The 23621-nt window shown below is 62.9% G+C and carries 29 protein-coding genes and 1 tRNA gene; 21 read left to right on the forward strand and 9 right to left on the reverse strand.

The genetic code is table 11. The features are described 5' to 3' along the window. Nucleotides 1-8: 8 nt before the first annotated feature. The 5 genes from A9D13_RS06665 to A9D13_RS20440 are packed head-to-tail and all read right to left on the reverse strand — an operon-like array spanning nt 9 to nt 2162. Entirely contained in the window at nt 9-299 is a 291-nt protein-coding gene (locus A9D13_RS06665) for a hypothetical protein (protein WP_066771741.1), read from the reverse strand. A 27-nt stretch (nt 300-326) separates the two neighbouring features. Then, nucleotides 327-704, reverse strand: a complete 378-nt coding sequence (gene pspC / locus A9D13_RS06670; protein ID WP_066771742.1) for an envelope stress response membrane protein PspC — start codon at nt 702-704, stop codon at nt 327-329. Then, a complete protein-coding gene (pspB, locus tag A9D13_RS06675) occupies nt 704-991 on the reverse strand; it encodes an envelope stress response membrane protein PspB (RefSeq protein WP_229665402.1) in 288 nt (95 codons plus the stop codon). Before pspB ends, pspC begins: the two co-directional genes overlap by 1 nt. A gap of 4 nt (nt 992-995) precedes the next feature. After that, nucleotides 996-1949, reverse strand: coding sequence for a phage shock protein PspA (pspA, locus tag A9D13_RS06680; protein WP_082922178.1), 954 nt, complete (start codon nt 1947-1949; stop codon nt 996-998). Nucleotides 1950-1979: 30 nt separating this feature from the next. Further along, complete coding sequence (locus A9D13_RS20440; protein ID WP_156521942.1) at nt 1980-2162, reverse strand: hypothetical protein; 183 nt, start codon at nt 2160-2162, stop codon at nt 1980-1982. Between the two features lie 165 nt (nt 2163-2327). Here A9D13_RS20440 and pspF point away from each other — a divergent pair, with 165 nt between their 5' ends. From pspF to A9D13_RS06710, 6 genes are all read left to right on the forward strand, one after another. Beyond that, on the forward strand, nt 2328-3386 hold the full coding sequence (pspF, locus tag A9D13_RS06685) for a phage shock protein operon transcriptional activator (protein WP_066771744.1): 1059 nt from the start codon (nt 2328-2330) through the stop codon (nt 3384-3386). Between the two features lie 159 nt (nt 3387-3545). Further along, nucleotides 3546-4136 carry a ribosome maturation protein RimP gene (gene rimP / locus A9D13_RS06690; protein WP_066771749.1) on the forward strand — a complete coding sequence of 197 codons (591 nt, stop codon included), beginning with the start codon at nt 3546-3548 and terminating at the stop codon, nt 4134-4136. Between the two features lies 1 nt (nt 4137). Then, nucleotides 4138-5865, forward strand: coding sequence for a transcription termination factor NusA (gene nusA, locus A9D13_RS06695; RefSeq protein ID WP_066771750.1), 1728 nt, complete (start codon nt 4138-4140; stop codon nt 5863-5865). Then, nucleotides 5846-6607: a DUF448 domain-containing protein gene (locus tag A9D13_RS06700; RefSeq protein WP_066771751.1), complete on the forward strand. Its 762-nt coding sequence runs from the start codon at nt 5846-5848 to the stop codon at nt 6605-6607. The genes nusA and A9D13_RS06700 overlap by 20 nt, the downstream gene beginning before the upstream one ends. Before the next feature lie 109 nt (nt 6608-6716). Continuing rightward, nucleotides 6717-9341 (forward strand): translation initiation factor IF-2, encoded by a 2625-nt coding sequence (infB, locus tag A9D13_RS06705; protein ID WP_066771752.1) that lies wholly within the window; start codon nt 6717-6719, stop codon nt 9339-9341. A gap of 95 nt (nt 9342-9436) precedes the next feature. Next, nucleotides 9437-9973: a DUF1697 domain-containing protein gene (locus A9D13_RS06710; RefSeq protein ID WP_066771753.1), complete on the forward strand. Its 537-nt coding sequence runs from the start codon at nt 9437-9439 to the stop codon at nt 9971-9973. A gap of 93 nt (nt 9974-10066) precedes the next feature. Here A9D13_RS06710 and A9D13_RS06715 read toward each other — a convergent pair whose 3' ends face one another. Beyond that, complete coding sequence (locus A9D13_RS06715; protein ID WP_066771759.1) at nt 10067-10393, reverse strand: RcnB family protein; 327 nt, start codon at nt 10391-10393, stop codon at nt 10067-10069. A 113-nt stretch (nt 10394-10506) separates the two neighbouring features. On the opposite strand from A9D13_RS06715, the gene rbfA reads away from it, so the two are divergent. The 10 genes from rbfA (at nt 10507) to A9D13_RS06765 (ending at nt 18924) form a co-directional block, all read left to right on the forward strand. After that, nucleotides 10507-10902, forward strand: a complete 396-nt coding sequence (gene rbfA, locus A9D13_RS06720) for a 30S ribosome-binding factor RbfA (protein ID WP_066771761.1) — start codon at nt 10507-10509, stop codon at nt 10900-10902. Between the two features lie 56 nt (nt 10903-10958). After that, entirely contained in the window at nt 10959-11402 is a 444-nt protein-coding gene (locus tag A9D13_RS06725) for a GNAT family N-acetyltransferase (protein WP_066771763.1), read from the forward strand. A gap of 66 nt (nt 11403-11468) precedes the next feature. Continuing rightward, nucleotides 11469-12056 carry a thymidine kinase gene (locus A9D13_RS06730; RefSeq protein WP_066771769.1) on the forward strand — a complete coding sequence of 196 codons (588 nt, stop codon included), beginning with the start codon at nt 11469-11471 and terminating at the stop codon, nt 12054-12056. Continuing rightward, complete coding sequence (locus A9D13_RS06735) at nt 12049-12639, forward strand: GNAT family N-acetyltransferase (RefSeq protein WP_066771771.1); 591 nt, start codon at nt 12049-12051, stop codon at nt 12637-12639. The genes A9D13_RS06730 and A9D13_RS06735 overlap by 8 nt, the downstream gene beginning before the upstream one ends. Before the next feature lie 64 nt (nt 12640-12703). Then, the gene (locus A9D13_RS06740) at nt 12704-13624 is read left to right on the forward strand and encodes a hypothetical protein (protein ID WP_066771773.1); all 921 of its coding nucleotides are present in this window, start codon (nt 12704-12706) and stop codon (nt 13622-13624) included. 32 nt (nt 13625-13656) lie between these two features. Further along, the gene (locus A9D13_RS06745; protein WP_066771776.1) at nt 13657-14343 is read left to right on the forward strand and encodes a site-2 protease family protein; all 687 of its coding nucleotides are present in this window, start codon (nt 13657-13659) and stop codon (nt 14341-14343) included. After that, complete coding sequence (gene truB / locus A9D13_RS06750) at nt 14340-15335, forward strand: tRNA pseudouridine(55) synthase TruB (RefSeq protein WP_066771779.1); 996 nt, start codon at nt 14340-14342, stop codon at nt 15333-15335. Before A9D13_RS06745 ends, truB begins: the two co-directional genes overlap by 4 nt. Nucleotides 15336-15374: 39 nt before the next feature. Beyond that, entirely contained in the window at nt 15375-15644 is a 270-nt protein-coding gene (rpsO, locus tag A9D13_RS06755; RefSeq protein WP_066771781.1) for a 30S ribosomal protein S15, read from the forward strand. Nucleotides 15645-15842: 198 nt separating this feature from the next. Further along, entirely contained in the window at nt 15843-18149 is a 2307-nt protein-coding gene (pnp, locus tag A9D13_RS06760; protein WP_066771783.1) for a polyribonucleotide nucleotidyltransferase, read from the forward strand. Between the two features lie 85 nt (nt 18150-18234). After that, the gene (locus A9D13_RS06765; RefSeq protein ID WP_066771788.1) at nt 18235-18924 is read left to right on the forward strand and encodes a spermidine synthase; all 690 of its coding nucleotides are present in this window, start codon (nt 18235-18237) and stop codon (nt 18922-18924) included. A 3-nt stretch (nt 18925-18927) separates the two neighbouring features. Here the strand turns inward: A9D13_RS06765 and A9D13_RS06770 are convergent, their stop codons facing one another. Together A9D13_RS06770 and A9D13_RS06775 are read right to left on the reverse strand one after the other, a co-directional pair. Further along, nucleotides 18928-19167: a hypothetical protein gene (locus A9D13_RS06770; protein WP_156521943.1), complete on the reverse strand. Its 240-nt coding sequence runs from the start codon at nt 19165-19167 to the stop codon at nt 18928-18930. A gap of 93 nt (nt 19168-19260) precedes the next feature. Then, the gene (locus A9D13_RS06775) at nt 19261-19938 is read right to left on the reverse strand and encodes a GcrA family cell cycle regulator (protein WP_066771792.1); all 678 of its coding nucleotides are present in this window, start codon (nt 19936-19938) and stop codon (nt 19261-19263) included. A 114-nt stretch (nt 19939-20052) separates the two neighbouring features. Here A9D13_RS06775 and A9D13_RS06780 point away from each other — a divergent pair, with 114 nt between their 5' ends. Next, a complete protein-coding gene (locus A9D13_RS06780) occupies nt 20053-20907 on the forward strand; it encodes an ABC transporter permease (RefSeq protein WP_066771898.1) in 855 nt (284 codons plus the stop codon). 78 nt (nt 20908-20985) lie between these two features. Here A9D13_RS06780 and hspQ read toward each other — a convergent pair whose 3' ends face one another. After that, nucleotides 20986-21420 carry a heat shock protein HspQ gene (gene hspQ / locus A9D13_RS06785; RefSeq protein WP_066771793.1) on the reverse strand — a complete coding sequence of 145 codons (435 nt, stop codon included), beginning with the start codon at nt 21418-21420 and terminating at the stop codon, nt 20986-20988. A gap of 157 nt (nt 21421-21577) precedes the next feature. Here hspQ and A9D13_RS06790 point away from each other — a divergent pair. The 4 genes from A9D13_RS06790 to A9D13_RS06800 form a co-directional block, all read left to right on the forward strand. Further along, nucleotides 21578-21667: transfer RNA gene (locus A9D13_RS06790), tRNA-Ser, on the forward strand. 321 nt (nt 21668-21988) lie between these two features. Further along, complete coding sequence (locus A9D13_RS21340) at nt 21989-22141, forward strand: hypothetical protein (RefSeq protein ID WP_308420387.1); 153 nt, start codon at nt 21989-21991, stop codon at nt 22139-22141. Beyond that, entirely contained in the window at nt 22080-22634 is a 555-nt protein-coding gene (locus tag A9D13_RS06795) for a hypothetical protein (protein WP_342341739.1), read from the forward strand. Before A9D13_RS21340 ends, A9D13_RS06795 begins: the two co-directional genes overlap by 62 nt. Nucleotides 22635-22686: 52 nt before the next feature. Further along, nucleotides 22687-23621, forward strand: a 935-nt coding sequence (locus A9D13_RS06800; RefSeq protein ID WP_066771795.1) for a class 1 fructose-bisphosphatase, incomplete at its 3' end; no start/stop codon positions are given.

A 23621-nucleotide genomic window follows, 5' to 3' on the forward strand; every position in this document is an offset into this window, starting at 1 on the left:
TCTACTCCTCAAACCTCGTGACGCGGGCTGGTGACGGGCGGGTTCAGCCGTTTGTCGCTGTCCTCGTCGCGCAGCGCCTCGATCTGGCGGGCAAGGTCATAGCCCTCTGCCGTCACAATGCGCTCCAGCACGCGAACGCGCTCTTCCAGCTGCGACGTGTGCTGCGCATATTGCGCGGCCTTTTCAGCGGTGGCGCCCACCTGCATTTCGGCAAGTTTCGACTGGTGCTTGGTCCAGACGATGAAGCTGACCATTACAAACGGTGCGGCAACCGCAACCAGTCCGATGAGATCACCCATGATATACAGTCCTCCTAAACTATTGTCTCAGCGCAGCTTTTCGATTTCGGCCGAAAGCTGGCGATTGGACGAGACGTAATATTCCTCGACATGGGCCAGGCGGCGATCGATGTCGCGGAACTTGGCCTTCACCTCGCGCGCCGAACGGGCCGGCGACTGGCGCACGCCCTGCCAGAACTTCTGCTGTTCCTGCGTGTCGGCATAAAGATGGGCGGGCTTCTTCGACGCCATCATGCCAAGCGCGAAATAGATGATCAGCGGCCAGCCCATCATCAACGTGGTGATGACAAAGCCGAGGCGGATCCAGATCGCGTCGATCCCGGTGTAGTCGGACAGTCCGGCGCTGACGCCCAGGAACTTCCCGTTGACCTTGTCGCGGTAAAAGCGGGTGCGTTCGGTAACCATCAGCGGGTCCTTTCCTTCATCATGCGGTCAAGCTCGGCGAGCTTGGCGTTGTCGGCTTCCTGGTCCGCGATCAGGCGGGGCTTCTGAAAGTCGGTGTTCTCGGAGGCGACGAGCCTCTCGACTGTGTCCATGCGGTCATCAAGGCGCTTGGCGAGGTTGTAGAGTTCCTCGAGCATGGCCTCGTCTCCCTGCGTCAGCGAAGGCGTGGTCTTCCACTTGGTGACATAGTGAAAGAGCATCCACGGCAGGCCAATGAAAATGCAAACGATGACGATGATGTCTTCCACGGCCTCAATCCTCCTTGCCCGTGCTGCCCTGCGCATCGCCCTTCAGGGCGCGCTTCATGGCTTCCAGTTCCTCGTCCACCTTGTCGGGGGCGGACAACCCTTCGATCTGCTGGGCCAGGCTGGGCTCGCCCTTCATCGCCATGCCAAGCGCATCGGCGTGGCCCTCGGCGTAATCCACCCGGCGTTCGAGCATTTCGAAACGGGCCAGCGCCTCGTCGACGCGTTCGGTGGTCATCAGCTTCCTGAGGCGCACGCGGTTTTCCGCGCTTTCGAGGCGGGCCGCGATCATCGACTGGCGGCTCCTTGCCTCGCGCAGGCGCTGCTGCAGCTTGGCGATGTCTTCCTCGTTCGCGCGCAGGCTTTGCTCAAGGACATCCATTTCCTCAGCCAGTTGCGCGGCCAGATCGGTCGCCTTGCGCTTTTCCATCAGCGCGGCGCGGGCCAGATCCTCGCGGTCCTTCGACAGGGCGAGCTGCGCCTTGTCGGCCCAGTCGGCCTGCAGCCGTTCCAGCTTGACCGCGTGGCGCTGCATTTCCTTTTGATCGGCGATGGTACGGGCAGCGCCTGCGCGCACTTCCACCAGCGTCTCTTCCATCTCGACGATGATCATGCGGATCATCTTTTCCGGATCGTCCGCCTTTTCGATCATGTCCGAAAAATTCGCGGCGATGATGTCACGGGTTCGATTGAATATTCCCATCAATTGGGCTCCGTTCTGCCTGAGGCTGTTGCCGCCGCGAAAGCGGATCGGGTCTTCCTCCCGTCCCTGATCGCTGCGTGAATTATTGTCCCGCGATTGACGCAGCCGCGCAACCTCCCGGTCAAAGCGCGAGCCGCGGGTCCGGCCCGCGTCCTTTTCGCTTTCTGCCCAGGGCGTGTCGCGCAGGGCGCGAATGTCGTCGGCCCTGTTTTGGGTCGGGGTCGGCGTCTCGGGGGAAAGATCGTTCTTGTCATCCATGTCGCATCCTCTCGCGGGTTATCTCGACCTTCAGGCCAACACGTATGCGGTGATCGGTGCCGCGATCCGCGGGCTGCACACCGGCGAAAACCCCGAGATCTCGCCGGAGATGGCGTAGACGCTCAACGTCAGCATGGTCACGGTGGCAATCACGCTGACCATGGCTGGGCTCGCGGCCTTGGCGATCAGTCTGGTTGCTGGTTCGAAGTTCATGATGTCCCCACATCTTGGCGATACATGAACATATTAGCAGGAAGCGTGCCAGTTTAAGATAAGCGCGTATTATCAATGACTTGGCAGTTTTTGGCCGGAATTGCGTGCGAAATAATTGCCAAGAGTTGGGATTTTACGCTAATTATCGGCGCATGGCCAAGTCGCATGGATAGAGGCAAGCAATTCGTCGGGCAATCGCCCGCCATTCTCGACGCGGTCGAGAGGGCGTCGCGCGCGGCCGCCCTGTCGCGTCCCGTTCTTGTTATCGGCGAGCGCGGCACCGGCAAAGAGCTGATCGCCGAACGACTTCACCACCTGTCCGACCGCTGGGGTGAGCCGCTCGTCGTCATGAACTGCGCCGCATTGCCCGAGACCTTGATCGAGGCGGAACTGTTCGGTCACGAGGCGGGCGCGTTCACCGGCGCGTCAAAGGCGCGGGCAGGGCGGTTCGAAGAGGCCGATGGCGGCACGCTCTTCCTCGACGAACTCGGCACGCTGTCGATGGCGGCGCAGGAACGCCTGCTGCGCGCGGTCGAATATGGCGAAGTCACGCGCATCGGCGCATCCCGTCCGGTGCAGGTCGATGTCCGCATCGTGGCCGCCACCAATGAAGATCTGCCCGCCATGGCCGAGCACGGCGAATTTCGCGCCGACCTCCTCGACCGGCTGAGCTTCGAGGTCATCACCCTTCCGCCCCTGCGCGCGCGTGAGGGGGACATCATGGTGCTGGCCGATTTCTTCGCCCGCCGCATGGCGGTGGAACTGATGTGGGAGGAATGGCCCGGTTTCGCCGAAAGCGTGATGGACCAGCTGGAGGCCTATCCATGGCCCGGCAATGTTCGCGAACTGCGGAATGTGATCGAGCGCGCCGTCTATCGCTGGGACGACTGGAGCCGCCCGGTGGGCGAAGTCGTGTTCGATCCCTTTGCCTCACCCTGGGCGCCCAAAAGCAGTCATCGGGCGAAACCGGCAGAAGCTGCGGCTGGCACGCCGGCGCCTGTCGAAATTCGACCGATGTTCGATTTCGCTGCCGTTACCGACCTGCGCGCCGCGGTTGACGGGCATGAACGCGCCATCGTCGAAAGCGCCTTGGATCGCCACCGCTGGAACCAGCGCAAGGCGGCGGAGGCGCTGGGCCTCAGCTATGACCAGATCCGCCATTGCATCAAGAAGCACGCCCTGAACGAAGGAGCGGAAGAACGCGGCGGTGGAAAGGCGGCCTGAGCAAGCGCCCAAGCGACTTGCTTTTTCGCGTACTTGCGCCTATCTGCCGATTCATCCCGACATTGTCGTGCACAAGGCCGGGCCGGCGCCGCGAGGCACCGGCGCGATTTTCTGCATTTGTGGCACATGTCGGGGCCCAAGGATTTGCCAAGGAACCGAATGACCGATCTTGCCCGCCTCACCGATCTGATCGAACAGGAAGTCACCGCTTGCGGTTACGATCTCGTGCGCGTGAAGCTGTTCGGTGCCGATGAGGAGCGCACGCTCCAGATCATGGCCGAGGATGGGAATACCGGTCAGCTGGTGATCGACCAGTGCATGGCGATCTCGCGCCGCGTTTCCGATGCGATCGACAAGCGCGAAGAGATGGGCGACGAGCTGATCGAGGGCGCCTACCGGCTTGAGGTTTCCTCGCCGGGCATCGACCGCCCGCTGACCCGCCAGAAGGATTTCGCCAACTGGGCCGGGCACGAGGCGCGCATCACCCTGTCGAAAAGCGCCGAGGCGCCGGTCGGCAACAAGCGCACTTTCCACGGCGATCTGATCGGGATCGAGGGCGAGACCGTTTCCATCGAGGACGCCAAGATGGGCCGGGTCGAAGTGCCTTTCGCAGATATTCACGCGGCAAAGCTGGTTCTGACCAACAAGCTCATCGCCGCAACCACCCCGCTGGACACCACCGGGGCCGACGAAATTGAGGAATCAACATCCGAAGACGGGGCAGACAGCCTCGCCAATCAGGAAGACTGACATGGCTAATGCGATTTCGGCGAACCGCGCGGAACTTTTGGCGATCGCCAACGCGGTTGCATCGGAAAAGATGATCGACAAGTCCATCGTGATCGAAGCGATGGAAGAAGCGATCCAGAAGTCTGCCCGCAACCGCTACGGCGCGGAAAACGATATTCGCGCCAAGCTCGATCCGCAGACCGGCGACCTGCGCCTGTGGCGCGTGGTCGAGGTGGTCGAAGAGGTCGAGGACTATTTCAAGCAGGTTTCCGTCGAGCAGGCGCAGAAGCTGCAGGATGGCGCGCAGGTTGGCGACTTCATCGTCGATCCGCTGCCGCCGGTCGACCTTGGCCGCATCGACGCGCAGTCGGCAAAGCAGGTGATCTTCCAGAAGGTCCGCGATGCCGAGCGTGATCGCCAGTACGAGGAATTCAAGGACCGTGCCGGCGAAGTCATCACCGGCGTGATCAAGTCGGTCGAATTCGGTCACGTGATCGTGAACCTCGGCCGCGCCGAAGGCATCATCCGCCGCGACCAACAGATCCCGCGCGAAGTCGCCCGTGTCGGCGAACGCATCCGCGCACTGATCCTCAAGGTCGAGCGTTCGAACCGCGGCCCGCAGATTTTCCTGAGCCGTGCGCACCCCGAGTTCATGAAGAAGCTCTTCGCGCAGGAAGTGCCCGAGATCTACGACGGCATCATCCAGATCAAGGCCGCCGCCCGCGATCCGGGCAGCCGCGCCAAGATCGGCGTGATCAGCCATGACAGCAGCATCGACCCGGTCGGCGCCTGCGTCGGCATGAAGGGCAGCCGCGTTCAGGCCGTCGTGCAGGAATTGCAGGGCGAGAAGATCGACATCATTCCCTGGAGTGAGGACACCGCGACTTTCGTGGTGAACGCGCTACAGCCCGCGACTGTCAGCCGCGTCGTCATCGACGAGGAAGAAAGCCGCATCGAAGTCGTCGTACCCGACGATCAGCTGTCGCTTGCGATCGGTCGCCGCGGTCAGAACGTGCGTCTGGCTTCGCAGCTGACCGAAAGCCAGATCGACATCATGACCGAGGCGGAATCGAGCGAGAAGCGCTCGAAGGAATTCGCCGAGCGTTCGAAGATGTTCGAAGAAGAGCTGGACGTCGACGAAACGCTTTCGCAGCTTCTGGTGGCCGAAGGCTTCACCGAGCTGGAGGAAGTGGCCTATGTCGAGCGTGACGAGCTGGCCGGTATCGAAGGTTTCGACGAAGAGCTGGCCGAAGAGCTGCAGTCGCGTGCGATCGAGGCGCTGGAGCGCCGCGAGGAAAGCTTCCGCGCCGCTCGCCGCGAGATGGGCGTCGAGGACGCGCTGGCCGAAATCCCGCATCTGACCGAGGAAATGCTGGTCGTGCTGGGCGGTGCAGGCATTCTGACGCTGGACGATCTGGCCGACCTTGCCACCGACGAGCTGATCGCCAAGCGCCGCGAAGGTCCGCGTCGCCGCGGCCCCGACAAGGGACCGCCGATGAAGCGCGACAAGCGCCCCGAGGACAAGGGCGGCGTGCTGGGCGCATACGGCCTGAGCGAGGAGCAGGGCAACGAGATCATCATGGCCGCTCGCGCGCACTGGTTCGAGGACGAGGAAGACGTCACCGAAGGGCAGCCTTCGGACGATACCATGTCTTCGGATGCCGAAGCCGTGAGCGACGAAGCCATCGCCGAGGCAACTGCCGCCGACGAGAACATGCAGGAGGCCGCCGATGCGGACTCCAAGCAATGAGACCGTAAGCTCCGACATCGACGAGCAGGTGCCCGAATTTGATGAGGGCACCGTCACCCGCCGCTCTGGCGCGCGGGGCGATGGCCCCATGCGCAAATGCGTGCTCACGGGGCGCATCGCGCCGCGTGACACGCTGCTGCGCCTTGCCGTGGGGCCGGGAGCGGATGGCAAGCCCGTGGTGCTGCCCGATGCGCTGGCGAAAGCGCCGGGGCGCGGCGCGTGGATCGGTGTTTCGCGTGGCGAACTTGAAGAAGCCATCGACAAGGGCCATCTGAGGAATGCACTGGCGCGTGGGTTCAAGAGCGCGCCGCCTGCCATTCCCGCCGATCTTCCCGATCTGTGCGAAGACGCGCTGACCCGCGCATTCACGGCCCGGCTGGGCATCGAATATCGCGGCGGCAACGTCCTCGCCGGGTCTGACCGGATCGCCGAGGCGGCCCGCATGGGCAAGGTGCGCTGGCTGGCGCATGCATCCGATGCGGGTGCCGATGGCTCCAGAAAGCTGGACCAGGCATGGCGCGTGGGAGAGGATAAGGAAGGGACCGGCGCGGCTGGAGACAGCTTGCCACTGGACCGGGACGCACTGTCTGTGGCATTGGGCCGCGACAATGTCGTCCATCTGGCGTTGACCGACCGCGCTGCGGCGGGACGTGTCACGGCATTGCTGGCCCGTTTGAACCGTTACCTGGGGCATGACCCCGGCGCTGAAGGGCCCGCTGATCAGCGGGCGAGCGAGCCGTAGAAGCGGGCGCATTCGGCGCACCTGCGCAGGCAGGCCGCAGCAGATGACGACGCGCCCATCTGGGGACGCGTGACGACGACGAAGTATTTTGAAGGGCTTTCTGACCAACATGAGCGACAACGACAACAGCACCCGGACCCGCAAGCCGCTTGGACTCAAGCGTGCGGTGGACGCGGGCGAGGTCAAGCAAACCTTCAGCCATGGCCGCACCAACAAGGTCGCGGTCGAGGTGAAGCGCAAGCGCAAGATCCTGAAGCCGAACGAGGGTGGCAGCGCCCCGGCTCCCGCTCCTGCGCCCGAGGAACAGAAGGCGGCTCCGGCCCCTGCACCCGCGCCGGCCCCCAAGGCCGCGCCGAAACCCGCGCCCAAGCCGAAGCGCCCCGCGCCCAGCGACGAAACGCCGCAGGAGCGCGTTGCCCGCCTGCAGCGCGAGGCCGAGGAAGATCGCCTGAAGCTGGCCGAAGAGGCCCGCCGCCGCGAGGAAGAGGCCAAGGCCAAGGCGCTGGAAGAAGAAAAGCAGCGCGCCGAGGACAATCGCAAGGCCGAAGCCGAGGCTGAAGCCGCCGCGCAAAAGGCTGCCGAGGAAAAGGCTGCCAAGCCTGCTTCCGAGGAAAAGCCGGCCGAGCCCGAAGCCAAGGAAGAGGCCAAGGAAGAGGCTAAGGAAGCTGGGCCTGAAGAGAGCGGCGATGGCGAGGAAGCCACGCCCGCTCCGCGCCGGTTCACGCCGGTCAAGCGCCCCGAGCCCAAGCGCACCGAGAAGAAGCCCGCCGCCGACAAGAAGGCGGGCGGTAAGCGCGCTGCGGCATCGACCGAAAGCGATGGCGGTGGCCGTGGCGATCGTCGCCGTGGCGGCAAGCTGACCGTAAACAAGGCGCTGAACGAGGATGAGGGCGCCCGCGCCCGCAGCCTCGCCGCGCTGAAGCGTGCCCGTGAAAAAGAACGCCGCGCGCATTACCGCGGCCAGTCGCAGCCGCGCGAAAAGCAGGTGCGCGACGTGGTCGTGCCCGAGGCAATCACCGTTCAGGAACTTGCCAACCGCATGGCCGAAAAGGGCGCGGACCTGGTCAAGGAGCTGTTCAATCTGGGCATGATGGTCACCGTGAACCAGACCATCGATCAGGATACGGCAGAGCTGCTGGTCGATCAGTTCGGCCACAACGTCCAGCGCGTTTCGGAAAGCGATGTCGACATCGACACCACCGAGGATGTCGATCCCGAAGAGTCGATGAAGCCGCGTCCTCCGGTCGTGACCATCATGGGCCATGTCGACCACGGCAAGACCAGCCTGCTCGACGCGCTGCGCGGCACCGATGTGACCCGCGGCGAAGCTGGCGGCATCACGCAGCATATCGGCGCGTACCAGATCAAGACCAAGGGCGGTGACGTGATCACCTTCCTCGACACGCCGGGTCACGAAGCCTTTACCGAAATGCGCGCACGCGGTGCCAATGTCACCGATATCGTCATTCTGGTGGTGGCGGCCGATGACGGGCTGATGCCGCAGACGATCGAGGCCATCAACCACACCAAGGCGGCCGGCGTGCCGATGATCGTGGCGATCAACAAGATCGACAAGGACGAGGCGAACCCGCAGAAGATCCGCGAGCGCCTGCTTGAGCATGAGATCATCGTCGAGGCCATGAGCGGCGACGTCATGGACGTCGAGGTTTCGGCCAAGAACAAGATCGGTCTCGACAAGCTGCTCGATGCGATCAACCTGCAGGCCGAACTGCTGGAGCTAAAGGCGAACCCCGACCGCGAGGCCGATGCCACCGTGATCGAGGCGAAGCTCGACAAGGGCAAGGGTCCGCTGGCGACTGTGCTGGTCACGCGCGGCACGCTGAAGCGCGGCGATGTCTTCGTCGTCGGCACCGAAAGCGGCCGCGTGCGTGCGCTGCATGACGACAAGGGCCGCCAGATCAAGGAAGCCGGTCCGGCCATGCCGGTCGAGGTGCTGGGCCTTGGCGGTGTGCCGCGTGCAGGCGATGTGCTGACCGTGGTCGAGAACGAGCAGCGTGCCCGCGAAGTGGCAGGTTATCGTACCGAAAAGGCCAATGAGAAGCGCACCGCGATGCCGGTCTCGAACTTCGAGAACATGTTCTCGGCGCTGAAGAGCGAAATGGTCGAGTTCCCGGTCGTCATCAAGGCGGATGTGCAGGGCTCGGTCGAGGCGATCGCGAACGCGCTGGCCAAGATCTCGAACGACCTCATCAAGGTTCGCGTCCTGCATTCGGGCGTTGGCGCCATCACCGAGAGCGATGTGACGCTCGCGGCGGCATCGGGCGCTCCGATCATCGGCTTTAACGTGCGTCCCAATTCCAAGGCGCGCCAGCAGATGGAAAAGGACAAGGTGGAGATGATGTATTACGACGTCATCTATCACCTGACCGAGGAAATCGCGAAGCGCATGGCGGGCGAGCTTGGTCCCGAGCGGATCGAGAACGTCGTGGGCCGTGCTGCCGTCAAGCAGGTATTCCCGGCCGGCAAGAAGGACAAGGCAGCCGGTCTGCTGGTGGAAGAGGGCGTCATCCGCAAGGGTCTGTTCGCGCGTCTTACCCGCAACGATGTCATCGTTTCGGCCACCTCGATCGCCTCGCTGCGCCGGTTCAAGGACGATGTGGACGAAGTCCGCGCAGGCCTCGAATGCGGCGTGGTGCTGTCCGACACCAATGACATCAAGGCTGGCGACCAGCTGGAAGTCTTCGAGGTCGAGGAGCGCGAGCGCGTTCTTTAAGGTCGGCAATCGCTGAAACAAACCGGGCCGGTCGGGTGCAAACCTGGCCGGTCTCGGTGTATTCAGGCCCCGCGACTTTTATCAGGAGAGCTGGAATGCCCCGCTACGCCGCCTTTTTCGCCAGCATGAATGTCGGGGGTAACCGCCTCAAGATGACCGAGCTGCGCGACGCGCTGGAGCGGGAGGAGCTGGAGGATGTCGAGACCGTCGTCGCCAGCGGCAATGTCCTCTTCACCTTTGACGAGCGGCCCAGCGACGGGCTTTCCGAAATGCTGGCCTTCATCGTGAACGATCGCTTCGGCTTCCCCACCTTTGCCGCCGTGCGCAGCAAGGAGGAGGTGCGCGCCGCGATTATGGACAATCCCTTCCACGGCGAGGGTGACGACAAGTTCGTCCACACGCTCTTCCTGGACCGAGAGGCCGATCCCGACCAGTTCAAGGTCATGATGGCCGCCTATGAAGGGCGCGGGCCTGAGCGCGTCGCGCTGGGCGACCGGTGCCTTTACGCCGATTACGGCGAGGGCGTCGCCGACAGCAAGCTCACCAAGGCTTTCATCGAGCGCAAGCTCGACCGCCAGTGCACGGGGCGCAACATGTCGTCCCTCAAGCGCATCCTCGACAAGATGGGCTGACGCAAAATCGAAAGGGCGGCCCCGAACCGGAACCGCCCTTGTTGGCTTGCACGCCTCCCGGGGGAGGGGACTGTGAGGAGGCGCGCAGCCCGATCAGTTCAGCGCGTTCGACACCACGGCTGAAACGATGCCGCTGGTAATGCCGACCAAAAGCGCGTCATTGCCGTTCTGGACCCAACGATAGCCGCTCGGCGGGGCGGACAGGCGGCGATTGTCGCGATAATTGATGACGCGGTAGTTGGTGGCCCGCTTGGAATCGAACTTCTCGCCCTTCTTGAAACTATGGGCGGCCTTGCTCACCTGTTGGCCATGATTGGACTGGGCGTGATCGGACCGGTCATTGTGCTGCGGCGCGGCCATGGCGGCGGTGCCGGGCAGGATCAGCGCGGCGGCGGCGAGCGATGCGAAAAGCTTCTTCATGATATACTCCTGTGTCATTTCCCTTACGGGTATGAACAGGAAACGGGTGAAGCGGGCCGATTGCTCCGTCACAAAATGTTGCAAATTGTCGCAGGATAGGCAGGGAAGCCCAAATGGCACGAAACAATTCCACTCCCGAGCAGCAGTCGGTCCGCGTCCTCAAGGTGGGCGAGCGGGTACGGCATATCCTGTCCGAACTGCTGGCCCGCGGCGAGGTGCATGACGTCACGATATCCGCCCACGCCGTCAGCGTGACCGAGGTGCGCATGTCGCCCGACCTCAGGCAGGCGAAAGTCTATGTGAAACCGCTGCTGGGTGCAGAGGAAGCCAAGGTGGTGAAGGCGCTGCAGGTCAACACGGCTTTCTTCCAAAAGGAAGTGGCCAAGCGCCTCGGCCTGAAATTCGCGCCCAAGCTGCAGTTTCGCGCCGACGAGACCTTTGACGAGGCCAGCCGCATCGACCAGCTGCTCGACGATCCGCGTGTCAGGCGCGACCTCGACGACGAGTGAGCAATGCGCCGCACCCGTCCCGTGATTGGCGATTGCGTCCGTTCCGGGCGGGCGACATGGGGCTTATCGCGTCACGGCAAGCGGCGCTCTATGACGAAGGTTATGACTGGGGATCGAAGCTGGAGGCGCTGATCCTCGAGATTACAGCCAATTTCCTGCGCGACTTCAGGCCGGACCGCGAACAATGCTGGGTGGCAGAGCGCGATGGCCTTATGCTTGGTTCGGTTTTTCTGGTGCGTGAGAGCGAGGACACCGCCCGTCTGCGCCTCCTTTATGTCGAGCCGCAGGCGCGCGGCATGGGCGTCGGTGCGGCGCTGGTGCGCGAATGCACCGATTTTGCCCGCGGGGCTGGCTATCGCCGGATCGCGCTGTGGACCCACTCGGTGCTGGAAAGTGCGCGCAGGCTCTATGCGGCAGAGGGCTATCGCATCGTCGCCACCGAGATGCAGGACAAGTTCGGCAAGCCCGAACAGAGCGAGCACTGGCTGCTGGAATTGTGAGCAAATGGGCGGCCGAGCGCCCTACCGGATTGGCAGGGCGCGAAACTGGCATTAGCGCTTGTGTCCATGGCCAAGCTCTATTTCTACTACGCCAGCATGAACGCGGGGAAATCGACCACGCTGCTGCAGGCCGATTTCAACTATCGCGAACGCGGCATGAAGACGATGCTGTGGACCGCGGCGCTGGATGATCGCAATGCAGAAGATGGCGGCAAGCCGATCCATTCGCGTATCGGACTGCAGGCGGATGCGCATCTCTATCGCCCTGATACCGATCTGTGGGAGACGGTCGCGCCAAGACATGCCGTAGATCCTGTCGCCTGCCTGCTGGTGGACGAAGCGCAGTTCCTGACCAGGGAGCAGGTATGGCAATTGGCGCGGCTGGCGGACGAGGCGGGGATCCCGGTGCTCTGCTATGGCCTGCGCACCGATTTTCTGGGGGAGCTGTTTCCCGGTTCCGCCGCGCTGCTGGGCATTGCCGATGCTCTGATTGAATTGAAAGCCGTGTGCCATTGCGGGCGCAAGGCCACGATGAACCTGCGCGTTGATGATAACGGCCACGCCATCATCGAAGGCGCGCAGACCGAGATCGGCGGCAATGACCGCTATGTGGCGCTTTGCCGCCGTCATTTCAGCGAGGCACGCGATGGCTGACCTGCACCCCCGTATCGCCGCGCTGGCGCATGTGCCCGAAGCCCATCCCGTGCGCTGGGTCCCGCTGGCCGAGGAGCATCTCCCGGCCCTGCGCGCCATTTGCGAGGAGGATACCGAGACCTGGGCCATCTATCCGGTCAACATGGCGGGTGAGGGGTTCGATGAGGAAATGGGCAATTTCCATGAGAACACCGCCTGGGTGAACCTTGTCGCCATCGACATGCGCACGGGCGAGATCGCGGCCTTTTCGAACTATATCAATCCAAACGTCGATTTCCCCGAAACTGCCGAATATCCCGGCGGCATGGGCACGGTCGAGATCGGCGGCACCGTGCTGTCATGCAAATTGCGCGGCAGCGGCTTCAACCGCGCCATGAAGCACGCGATGATCTCTCACGCCTTTGCCTGCGGCTTTCACCGCGTGGTGCTGAACGTGGATGAGCGCAACGAGCGATCCAAGGCCGCCGTGCGCAAGCTGGGCGCGGTTTATGAAGGGACGCGCCGCAAGGACAAGGTTACATGGACCGGCCATGTCCGCGACACTGCCGTTTTCTCCATCCTGAGGGACGAGTGGCAGGGTTGAGGCTTGGCAGAGGGGCCCTGCGCCCCCTAAGGCGGCGCCCAGGCATCCCGATAAAGGAAAGCGCGTGACAGCCCCCATCGTCCATATCGGCTATCACAAGACGGCGACGACCTGGTTTCAGGAAACCGTGTTCCCCGCTGCGCGCAGTCATGAGTTCATCCCGCGCAAACAGGTGCAGGACGCATTGCTCGCCCCGCCGGGACTGCATTTCGATGCCGCCACCGCGCGCGAAAAGCTGGCGCTGGATGGCCGCACCCGTCCCGTGGTGCTGAGCGAGGAAAACCTGTCCGGCTATCTCCATAATGGCGGGCTCCATGGGCTGATCGGGCCGGAGATGGCGCGTCGCATCCATGCGGTGCTGCCCGATGCGCGGATCGTTATCTTCATCCGCAGCCAGCCCGAGATCCTGCGCGCCACCTATGCGCAATATGTTTCGGGCGGGGGCACATGGTCGCAAAAGCGCTATTTCGGCGGCATGCAGCACCGGCGCGGCGCGCTGACCCGGCCATGGAAAGCGCCGGCATTTGAATACGAACATTTCGATTTCGAACCGCTGGTCGCGTTTTACGAAGGGCTGTTCGGGCGCGAAAAGGTTTTTCTCTATCCCTATGAATGGATCCGGGACGAGGCCGCGTTGCTGTCACGCATGACGGACGATCTTGGCATAGAGTTCGGCCATGAAAGCGCCGCGGCCAAGGCGCGCAATGTTTCGCTTGGCACGGCGTCGCTGGCGGTGGTGCGGGGCGCGAACCTGTTTACGCGGCAATCGGTGGTGAACAAGGATTGCATCGTCGATCTGCCCGGTGGGCAGGTGCTGCGCCATGGGGTGAAGCGCGCGCTGGGCGCGATCAGGCCGCTCAACGCGCATCGCCTGCAATTGCGCGCCGATGTGCTGGCCAAGGCTGAGGACCTTTATGCCCCCGGAAATCGCCGTCTGATGGCATCGCGGGGGCTCCCACTGGACGAGCTGGGTTACCCGCTCTAGCCGAACCGCACCCGAATCCCTATCTGGCGCGCATGTCCGATACCATTCTTCTGGCCGCGATCCTGATCCCGTGCCTGGTCATTGCCATCGTCTTCCATGAGGTTTCGCACGGCTGGGCCGCGCTGGCGCTGGGCGATCCCACGGCGAAGGAGCGGCGGCGGCTTTCCCTGAACCCCATTCGCCATGTCGATCCCGTCGGCACGGTGCTGCTACCCGGCGCGATGGCGCTGATCGGCGGGCCGATCTTTGGCTGGGCGAAACCGGTGCCGGTAAACAAATGGCGGCTTAATAACCCGCGTTTCGGCATGATGGCGGTCGCGGCGGCAGGGCCTGCGAGCAATTTCGTGATGGCGACGCTGGCGGCGGTGGTGCTGGGGCTGGTGGTGCGCGGCTTCGTGCCCGGTGTCGATCCGACCTTCTGGCAGGGCACGGCGGTAAGCGCGCTCGACTATTTCATCGTCATCAACGTATTCCTTGCCTTCTTCAACCTGCTGCCGATCCCACCTTTCGACGGATCGCATATCGTCGAAGGGCTGCTGCCAAGGAGCATGGCGGCCAGCTATGAAAAGCTGCGCGGCGTCGGCATGGCGTTCCTGTTCGTCATCATTGGCATCAGCTGGTTCTTCCCCAGCCTGTCGATCATCGAGAATGTCGTATGGCCGCCGGTCGAATATCTGCGGGGCATCTTCATCTCTCTGGCAGAGGTGATCGCATCGTGAGCACGCAGAGCGAAAAGCCAGCACCGCCCAGCGGCTGGATCATTCTCGACAAGCCGCTGGAGCTGGGTTCGACGCAGGCGGTTGCTGCGGTCAAACGCAATCTGCGGCAGGCGGGATACGCCAAGGCAAAGGTCGGGCATGGCGGCACGCTGGACCCGCTGGCGACCGGCGTTCTGCCGATTGCCATCGGCGAAGCGACCAAGCTGTGCGGGCGCATGCTGGATGCGACCAAGACGTATGAGTTCACGATCCAGTTCGGCACCATGACCGATACGCTGGATGCCGAAGGGAAGGTGATCGAGACGAGCGACCGCCGCCCTCCTGCTGCCGCGTTGCATGCCGTGTGTGAGGCCTTCACCGGTGAGATCGAGCAGGTGCCGCCCAAATATTCGGCGCTCAAGATAGACGGCAAGCGCGCCTACGACCTCGCCCGTGCGGGTGAGGAGGTCGAGATGAAGACCCGCCGCGTAACGATCCATGCGTTGTCGCCCGTTGGGCATCAGGGGGAGGGCGTCGAGATCGGTTCGGTATTCGCCACCACCAGCGGCCGGCCCGATCCTTACGATCCGGGCGCGCCATTGGAGATGCTCGACAGCGTCACGCTGGAAGCGACCGTGTCGAAAGGCACCTATATCCGCTCCTTGGCACGGGATATCGCGCATGCCCTTGGAAGCTGCGGGCACGTTACCTATCTAAGGCGTAAGCGCGCAGGCCCGTTTGGCCTCGAATCCGCGATTTCGCTGGACAAGCTCAACGAAATCGGTCAGGGCGCGCCACTTGCTGAGATACTTCTGCCGCTGGAGGCAGGGCTGGACGACATCCCGGCCCTCGATCTCCACCCGGATGAGGCAGAAGCGGTCCGACAGGGCCGGCAATTGTCCGGGCTGGCCATTTCTGACGGCACTGTCTGGGCGAAATGCGGCGAAACGCCGGTTGCGCTTCTGGACATTACCGATGGGACGGCCAGGGTCATCAGGGGATTCAACCTCTGACGACGACAAATCGTTCCATGATGTCGCGGAGTGAAACTTATGTCGGTTACTGCCGAAAAGAAGCAGGAAATCATCAAGGACAACGCCCGTCAGGACACTGACACGGGCAGCCCGGAAGTGCAGGTCGCGATCCTTACCGAGCGTATTCGCAACCTGACCGAGCACTTCAAGGATCACCACAAGGACAATCACTCGCGGCGCGGTCTGCTGGTGATGGTCAACAAGCGTCGTTCGCTGCTGTCCTATCTGAAGAAGAAGGACGTCTCGCGTTACAACGCTCTGATCCAGAAGCTCGGCCTGCGTAAGTAAGAGTTTCCGAGGGCGGCCCATGCGGGCCGCCTTCGTCGCATATGGGGCCAGCGATATTGGCCCTTTCTAAAGGCGTTTCCCGCAATTCGGCGGGGCCGCCCATGGGCCGCGAAAAAGGCCCGCACCGGACCGGGACGGTATCCCCGGCAGTAGGCCCCGCGCTGCAATACGGCACCTGCGGGTTCATAAGGAAAATACATGTTCGACACCAAAACCGTATCGATTGAGTGGGGCGGAAAGACCCTCACCCTCGAAACCGGCCGCATCGCCCGTCAGGCTGACGGCGCCGTTCTGGCCACCTATGGCGAAACCGTGGTGCTGTGCGCCGTGACCGCCGCCAAGAAAGTGAAGGAAGGGCAGGACTTCTTCCCCCTTACCGTTCACTACCAGGAAAAATTCTCCTCGGCTGGCCGCATTCCCGGCGGCTTCTTCAAGCGCGAACGCGGCGCGACCGAGAAAGAAACCCTGACCAGCCGCCTGATCGACCGTCCGATCCGTCCGCTGTTCCCCGAAGGTTTCTACAACGAAATCAACGTCATCTGCCAGGTCATGAGCTATGACGGCGAGACCGAGGCCGACATCGTCGCGATGATCGCAGCTTCCGCCGCTCTCACGATCTCGGGCGTGCCCTTTATGGGCCCGATCGGCGCCGCGCGCGTCGGTTTTGTCGATGGCGAATATGTCCTCAACCCCAAGCAGGAAGCCGCGCTGACCGACGGCCGCCTTGACCTTGTCGTCGCTGCCACGCAGGAAGCGGTGATGATGGTGGAATCGGAAGCCAAGGAGCTTTCCGAGGACGAGATGCTGGGCGCAGTCATGTTCGCGCATGACGCATCGCGTCAGGTCATCGGTGCGATCATCGACCTCGCCGAAAAGGCCGCGAAGGAGCCTTGGGAACTCGACCTGTCGGACAACACCGCCGACATGAAGGCTAAGCTCAAGGACCTGGTCGGTGAAGACATCGCCGCCGCCTACAAGCTGACCGACAAGTCGGCCCGTTCGGAAGCGCTGAACAACGCCCGCGCCAAGGCGAAGGAAGCCTTTGCCGACGCAGACGGCCAGACGCAGATGACCGCCGGCAAGCTGGTCAAGAAGCTGGAAGCGGAAATCGTGCGCAGCGCCATCCTCAAGGACGGCTCGCGCATCGACGGCCGTAAGCTCGATCAGGTCCGCCCGATCGAGGCGACTGCCGGCTTCCTGCCGCGCACTCACGGTTCGGCGCTGTTCACGCGCGGTGAAACGCAGGCGATCTGCACCACCACGCTGGGCACCAAGGAATCCGAGCAGATGATCGACGGCCTCGAAGGCCTGAGCTACTCGAACTTCATGCTGCACTATAACTTCCCGCCGTACTCGGTTGGCGAAGTTGGCCGTTTCGGCGCGCCGGGCCGCCGCGAAATCGGCCACGGCAAGCTGGCATGGCGCGCGCTGCACCCGGTGCTGCCTGCCCATGACGACTTCCCGTATACGATCCGCATCCTGTCGGACATCACCGAATCGAACGGCTCGTCCTCGATGGCGACCGTTTGCGGTGGCTGTCTCTCGATGATGGACGCGGGCGTTCCGATCGCACGTCCGGTTTCGGGCATCGCGATGGGCCTGATCCTTGAAGGCGACGACTTCGCCGTCCTCTCGGACATTCTGGGCGACGAGGATCACCTCGGCGACATGGACTTCAAGGTGGCAGGTTCGGAAGCGGGCATCACCACCATGCAGATGGACATCAAGGTTGCCGGCATCACGCAGGAAATCTTCGCCGCTGCACTGAACCAGGCCAAGGCTGGCCGCGCCCACATCCTGGGTGAAATGACCAAGGCGCTGGGCTCGGCCCGCACCGAAGTCAGCCAGCATGCCCCGCGTATCGAGACGATCCAGATCGACAAGTCGAAGATCCGTGACGTCATCGGCACGGGCGGCAAGGTCATCCGCGAGATCGTCGCCGAAACCGGCGCGAAGGTCGACATCGACGACGAGGGCGTGATCAAGATCTCGTCCAGCGATCTGTCGCAGATCGAGGCGGCCAAGAAGTGGATCGAAGGCATCGTCGAAGAGGCGGAAGTCGGCAAGATCTACACCGGCAAAGTCGTCAACATCGTCGACTTCGGCGCATTCGTGAACTTCATGGGCGGCAAGGACGGTCTCGTCCACGTCTCCGAAATGAAGAACGAGCGCGTGGAAAAGCCGACCGACGTCGTGTCGGAAGGCCAGGAAGTTAAGGTCAAGGTCCTCGAGATCGACAACCGCGGCAAGGTCCGCCTGTCGATGCGCGTCGTCGACCAGGAAACCGGCGAAGAGCTGGAGGACACCCGTCCTCCGCGCGAACCCCGCGAACCGCGTGGTGACCGTGGCGGCGATCGTCGTGGCCCGCGCGGCGGTGGCCGTGGCGGCGACCGTGGTGGTCGTGACCGTGGTCCGCGTCGTGATCGCGACGGCGGCGCCAATGATGGTGGGGGCAAGTCGGGCGGTAACCCCGACCACATGCCGGCGTTCCTCAAGGACGACTAAGTCCTGCCGGAATCGACAAGAATTTGGGCCGTCGGAGCGATCCGGCGGCCCTTTTCATGTAAGGCGCTGAAATGGATACCGACCGATGCTGACACGCGAACTTCTGGGAACGGCGCAGGTGCCGGGTGGTGAGGAACTGCGGCTTTACAGCCATGGCCGCGACTTCATGATCGTGCTCGACCGTAACGAGCTGATGAGCACGCGGCAGAAGGGTTCGGAAGAGGCGCTGGCGGTGATGAGCCTTGAGCGGCTGCAGGGCGTGAAATCGCCCAGCATGCTGATCGGCGGCTATGGCATGGGGTTCACCCTGCGCGCCGCGCTGGCAAAGGCCCCGCCTGCCGCGAAGATTACCGTGGCCGAACTGGTCCCCGAAATCATTGCATGGGCGCGCGGCCCCATGGCGGAAGTGGCTGACGGTTGCCTCGACGATCCGCGCGTGACCGTGCGCATGGGCGATGTGGCCGATGCCATTGCCGAACGTCCGGGGCGCTATGATGCGATCCTGCTTGATGTCGATAACGGCCCCGACGGGCTGGTCCGTGAAGAGAACGACCGCATCTATTCCAATGCTGGCCTTGCCGCCGCCTATCGCGCCCTCACGCCTGATGGCGTGCTGGCGATCTGGTCAGCCGCGCCAGATCCGCGCTTTACCCGTCAGCTGCAAAAGGCCCGCTTTGATGTGGATGAGGTTACCGTCCACGCCCGCTATGACGCCAATGGCAAGGGGAAGGGCGCAAAGCATACGATCTGGTTCTGCTCGCGCCGAGAGGGCTGATCCCTATTCGCCGATTTCGATAACGGCTCGCCTGGCGCGCCAGCATTTGCCGGCCAGCCAGAACAGGGCGACCGCGATTCCCATGCCGATCCAGCGAATATCATGTTCGTCAGTCGGCAGCGACGTATAGCCCGCGACAAAACCCACAGCGCCCAGCACGCCTGCGACAAGGCGGTTGAGCGCCCGTTCAAGCCTGCGGCCGACCTTGCGGCGATACCATCCCTCTTCGCGTTCTTCGTCCATGGCGGCAGCATAGCGCACAGCCGTTAAGGCCCAAAGAAAAAGCCCGCCGTGCCATGGGGCATCGGCGGGCTTTCGCTTATCCGTGTAACGCGATCAGCGCACCCGAGGGCCGCCGAACGGCAGCGGCGGAGGTGGTCTGCGCGCGCCACGGGGCAGCTGTGCCTGATAGGCCCGGCCGCAATGTTCGACGCAATAAGGGAATCCGGGGTTCACCTTGTCGCCGCAGAAGTGGAAATCGGGTTCGCCCGGGTGACCCATCGGCCAGCGGCAAATGCGATCGTTAAGGTCGAGCAGGCTCGTCTTGTCCGCAATCTCCGGGCTCGGCTTTGCAGGCACGAGGCGGCGCGGCGGCGCGGGCGGGATCGGCGATTGCTGGTCACCGGGGCCCTGACGCAGGAAACCGCCGGGACCGACCGAGACGATACGCGGCGAGTTGCTGCTGGGCGCAGGCGACGCAGTATCGGCGGCGCGCTGCTGCGGCGCTGCGGCCGGGGTGGGGCGGGCTGCCGGGGCAGGCGCGGGCGCGGGTGCTGCGCGTGCGGGTGCTTCTGGCTTTGGCGCTGCCTCCGCCTTTTTCGGCGCGGGCTTCGGCTTGGGCTTTGCGGCCTTCTCCTTCACCGGAGAGGGGCGCGCCTTGAGGCCAAGGCGGTGCGCCTTACCGATCACGGCATTGCGGCTCACGCCGCCCAGCTCCTCTGCGATCTGGCTCGCGGTCGATCCGCCTTCCCACATCTTGGTCAGCTTTTCGATCCGTTCTTCGGTCCAGCTCATGCTGTCTCCAATAATATCTCTGCGCCCCGGGGCGTGTCCCTCAGGGCCTTGTGGCCATATCCATGCATGGCCATGCTTGCCATATCGATTGCCCGTCACTACTTCGCAAACGCAATGAACGAGCCAGCACCAGACACCCTGCCCGAACCGATCTTCCGCCCCTTTGGAGAGCCGGTCATCGGCCGGATCAACCGGCTGGGACTGTGGACCCTCTATATTAAGGAAGTCCGGCGTTTCTTCAAGGTTCAGACGCAGACGATCTGGGCTCCGGCGATCACGACGCTATTGTTTCTGGTGATATTCTCTGTCGCGCTGGGCCGCGGCGACCGCGAAATCCTTGGCGTGAACTTCGCGACCTTCGTCGCGCCGGGCCTGATCGTCATGGGCATGATGCAGAACAGCTTTGCCAATTCCAGCTTTTCGCTGCTTGGCGGCAAGGTGCAGGGCACTATCATCGATTATCTGATGCCGCCTCTCAGCACGTTCGAACTGCTGCTGGGGCTTGTCGGGGCGGCGATGACTCGCGGTATTCTGGTCGGTTTCGCGGTGGGCATCGCGATGAGCCTGTATCCCGGCGTCGATCTCACGCTGGCGCACCCCATTGCCATTGCATGGTTCGGCCTGATGGGCGTGATGCTTCTGTCGCTGATGGGTGTGCTCACCTCCATCTGGGCGGAAAAATTCGACCATAACGCGGCGGTGACCAATTTCATCGTCGCGCCGCTGTCGCTGCTGTCAGGAACGTTCTACACGATCGACAGGCTGGCACCGCTGTTCCAGACGATCAGCCGCTTCAACCCGTTTTTCTATGTCATCTCGGGCTTCCGCTATGGCTTTCTGGTGGAAAGCGATATTGGCAGGACCGGGCATGCGGTGCTGTGGGCCGGGATCGGCCTTGGCGTGCTGAATGCCGTCATGTTCCTGATCACCTATATGGTGCTGAAGTCGGGGTGGAAGCTGAGGAGCTGATCCGCCAAAGGCGTCACCCACACGAAAAAGCGCGGCCGGGTCATCCCGCGCCGCGCTTTTTCGTATCTGTGCAGCCGATCAGTGCTGAAGGCTGAAATGCAGCGGATAGCGCCCGTCGTCGAGGTCGAAATGGTCGAACACCAGATCGATCGAGGGGTGGTCCACCGGGCCTGCAAAGCCATCCTCCACCAGGTTCTGCTGGCTGACATAGGCGATGTAGCTCGATTCATCGTTCTCGGCGAAGAGGTGATAGAAAGGCTGTTCGCGGCGCGGGCGCATGGCACTGGGAATCGATTCGTACCATTCCTCGCTATTGGCGAAGACCGGGTCGATATCGAATATCACGCCGCGAAACGAATGGGTCCGGTGCCGCACCACATCCCCGATGGCAAAGCGCGCTTTCGCGACTTTAGGTGCGGAAACGGTGCCGCCTGCCTGCGGGGAGAAATAGGTCGAGCGCTTCGATCCCTTGCGGGTGGACTCGGTCGGAGGGGTGCGAAAACTTCCTGCCATGATGGTGAATATAGGTTTTGTGCGTGCGCGAAACAAGCAAACCTGAAATTTGCTGCACATTTCGGTAAATAGGTGCTTGGCAAGCGCGGTTTGATCGGCTAACCGCCCGCTTCCTGACGACCCGACGCGCCGATGCGCGGATCGCACCCCTTTTAGCGGAGAGGTGGCAGAGAGGTCGAATGCGCTGCACTCGAAATGCAGTGTACGGGCAACCGTACCGTGGGTTCGAATCCCACCCTCTCCGCCATTTGCTTCATGTCCCAGACCGGCTTTGCTCGCCGACAGGCGATGCGCTTGTTGGCACGGTGGCGATCGTCCGGCTGTGCGGGCGGGAAATATGAGCGGGGCACTGAAATCAGAATTCCCGCATGAGCGCCGCCCCTGCGGAGCCGTGACAAGGCTTTGCATGTTGCTCTCGGGAAGGCCGGGGAACGGCAGTTCGCTTCTGCAGAACCAGCTCTATGTGTTGATGGGACTCAGCTTTCTTTAAAGTTCGTTCGGCACCACCGACCAGCCTGCGGCGATCGGCGGGATTAGGGCTTTGGGCATTCGCGGATGTGCCACATCGATGCCGTTCAAGGAGGAAGTGATCTCGCTGCTCGACCATATCCACGCGTCGGCAAAGATGATCGAGGGCGTCCATGCCAGTGTCATTGACGATGGGGCTGACCGGCCACAACGCCGATTTCATCGCGGTGCGCAACCTGTCAAAGGCAAATGATTTCGATCTTTCGACCCGGCTCATCCTGCGCGTCAGCGGCGGCATGGCCAAGGCGGTAGAGGCGGCTTTGCACCACCTGGGCTTCGACAATGGCATCATCGTTGCCCGCAATGCCGGGACCGGATCCGTGCTTGCCCGGCAATACGACCGGTGCGCCGATCTGCCTGACCTGGGCACGGCCCTTCTGATCAACGTGACACTGCTGCGAATGGAAGGCGGCAATCAGAACGCCGTGGCCTTTCCCGTAGACCATGCCGCAAAAGCCCGGATCGCAATCGACGTGATAGCGCAGCTTGCGGGAAGCCCCTTCATTCGACTGGCCCGCGAAGCGAGGAAGTTGGCAATTTCGGGTGCCAACGTAATCGTATTGCAGGCGATCGAACAATTCGTGCTGTATACTGGGGTGCGTCCTGACGCCGACATGGTAGAAGAGGCTGCGGCCTCTGCCCATGGCGCAGCCGCGGCCGCTGAAATCCGCGCCACGCCTGGCTGATGCCGGGTGTGGCCAAGCCTTTGTAATGACAGCCTGTCAGAGAGCATTGCCTATGTCCAAACCCACTCTCAGCCGTTTTCTCATCGATCAGCAGCGCATGCCGGATTCGACCTGTCCGGCCGAACTGCGCCTCTTGATCGAAACCATTGCCCGCGCCTGCAAGGTGATCAATCACGCCATTTCAAAGGGCGCTTTGGGGGATGTGCTGGGCAGCCTCGACAGCGAAAACGTGCAGGGCGAGGTGCAGAAGAAGCTGGACGTGATCGCCAATGACCTGCTGCTCGACGCGAATGAGTGGGGCGGCCATCTTGCCGGCATGGCGTCTGAAGAGATGGAGGCGATCCACCCGATCCCGAACCGCTATCCCAAGGGCGAATATCTGTTGCTGTTCGATCCCATCGACGGGTCGAGCAATGTCGATGTCGATCTTTCCGTCGGCACTATTTTCTCGATCCTGCGCGCGCCGGAGCACACGTCTGGCCGCGATGTGGAGGAAGGTGATTTCCTCCAGCCCGGTCACTGCCAGGTGGCGGCGGGCTATGCGATCTATGGCCCGCAGACGCTGATGGTGCTGACCGTGGGCACGGGCGTCTATGAATTCACGCTGGATGCCGAAATCGGTTCGTGGCGTATGACCGACGGGCCATTGAAGATCCCGACCGGCCGCCGCGAATTTGCGATCAACATGGCGCGCCGTCGCCAGTGGTCGCCTGCGATCAGCCAATATGTGGAAGAGCGCATCCTTGGCGCAGAGGGGCCTTTGGGCGTCGATTACAACATGCGCTGGACCGCATCCATGGTGGCCGACGTGCATCGCATCCTTAAGCGTGGCGGCGTGTTCCTTTACCCCGAAGATCACCGCAACGGTAAGGCGAAGCTGCGCCTGCTATATGAAGCGAACCCGATGAGCATGCTGATCGAACAGGCTGGCGGCGCGGCGACCGATGGGGCCAACCGCATCCTCGATGCAGAGCCTGTCGGCCTGCA

The sequence above is a fragment of the Croceicoccus mobilis genome (assembly GCF_001661965.1).
Lineage (GTDB): Bacteria > Pseudomonadota > Alphaproteobacteria > Sphingomonadales > Sphingomonadaceae > Croceicoccus > Croceicoccus mobilis.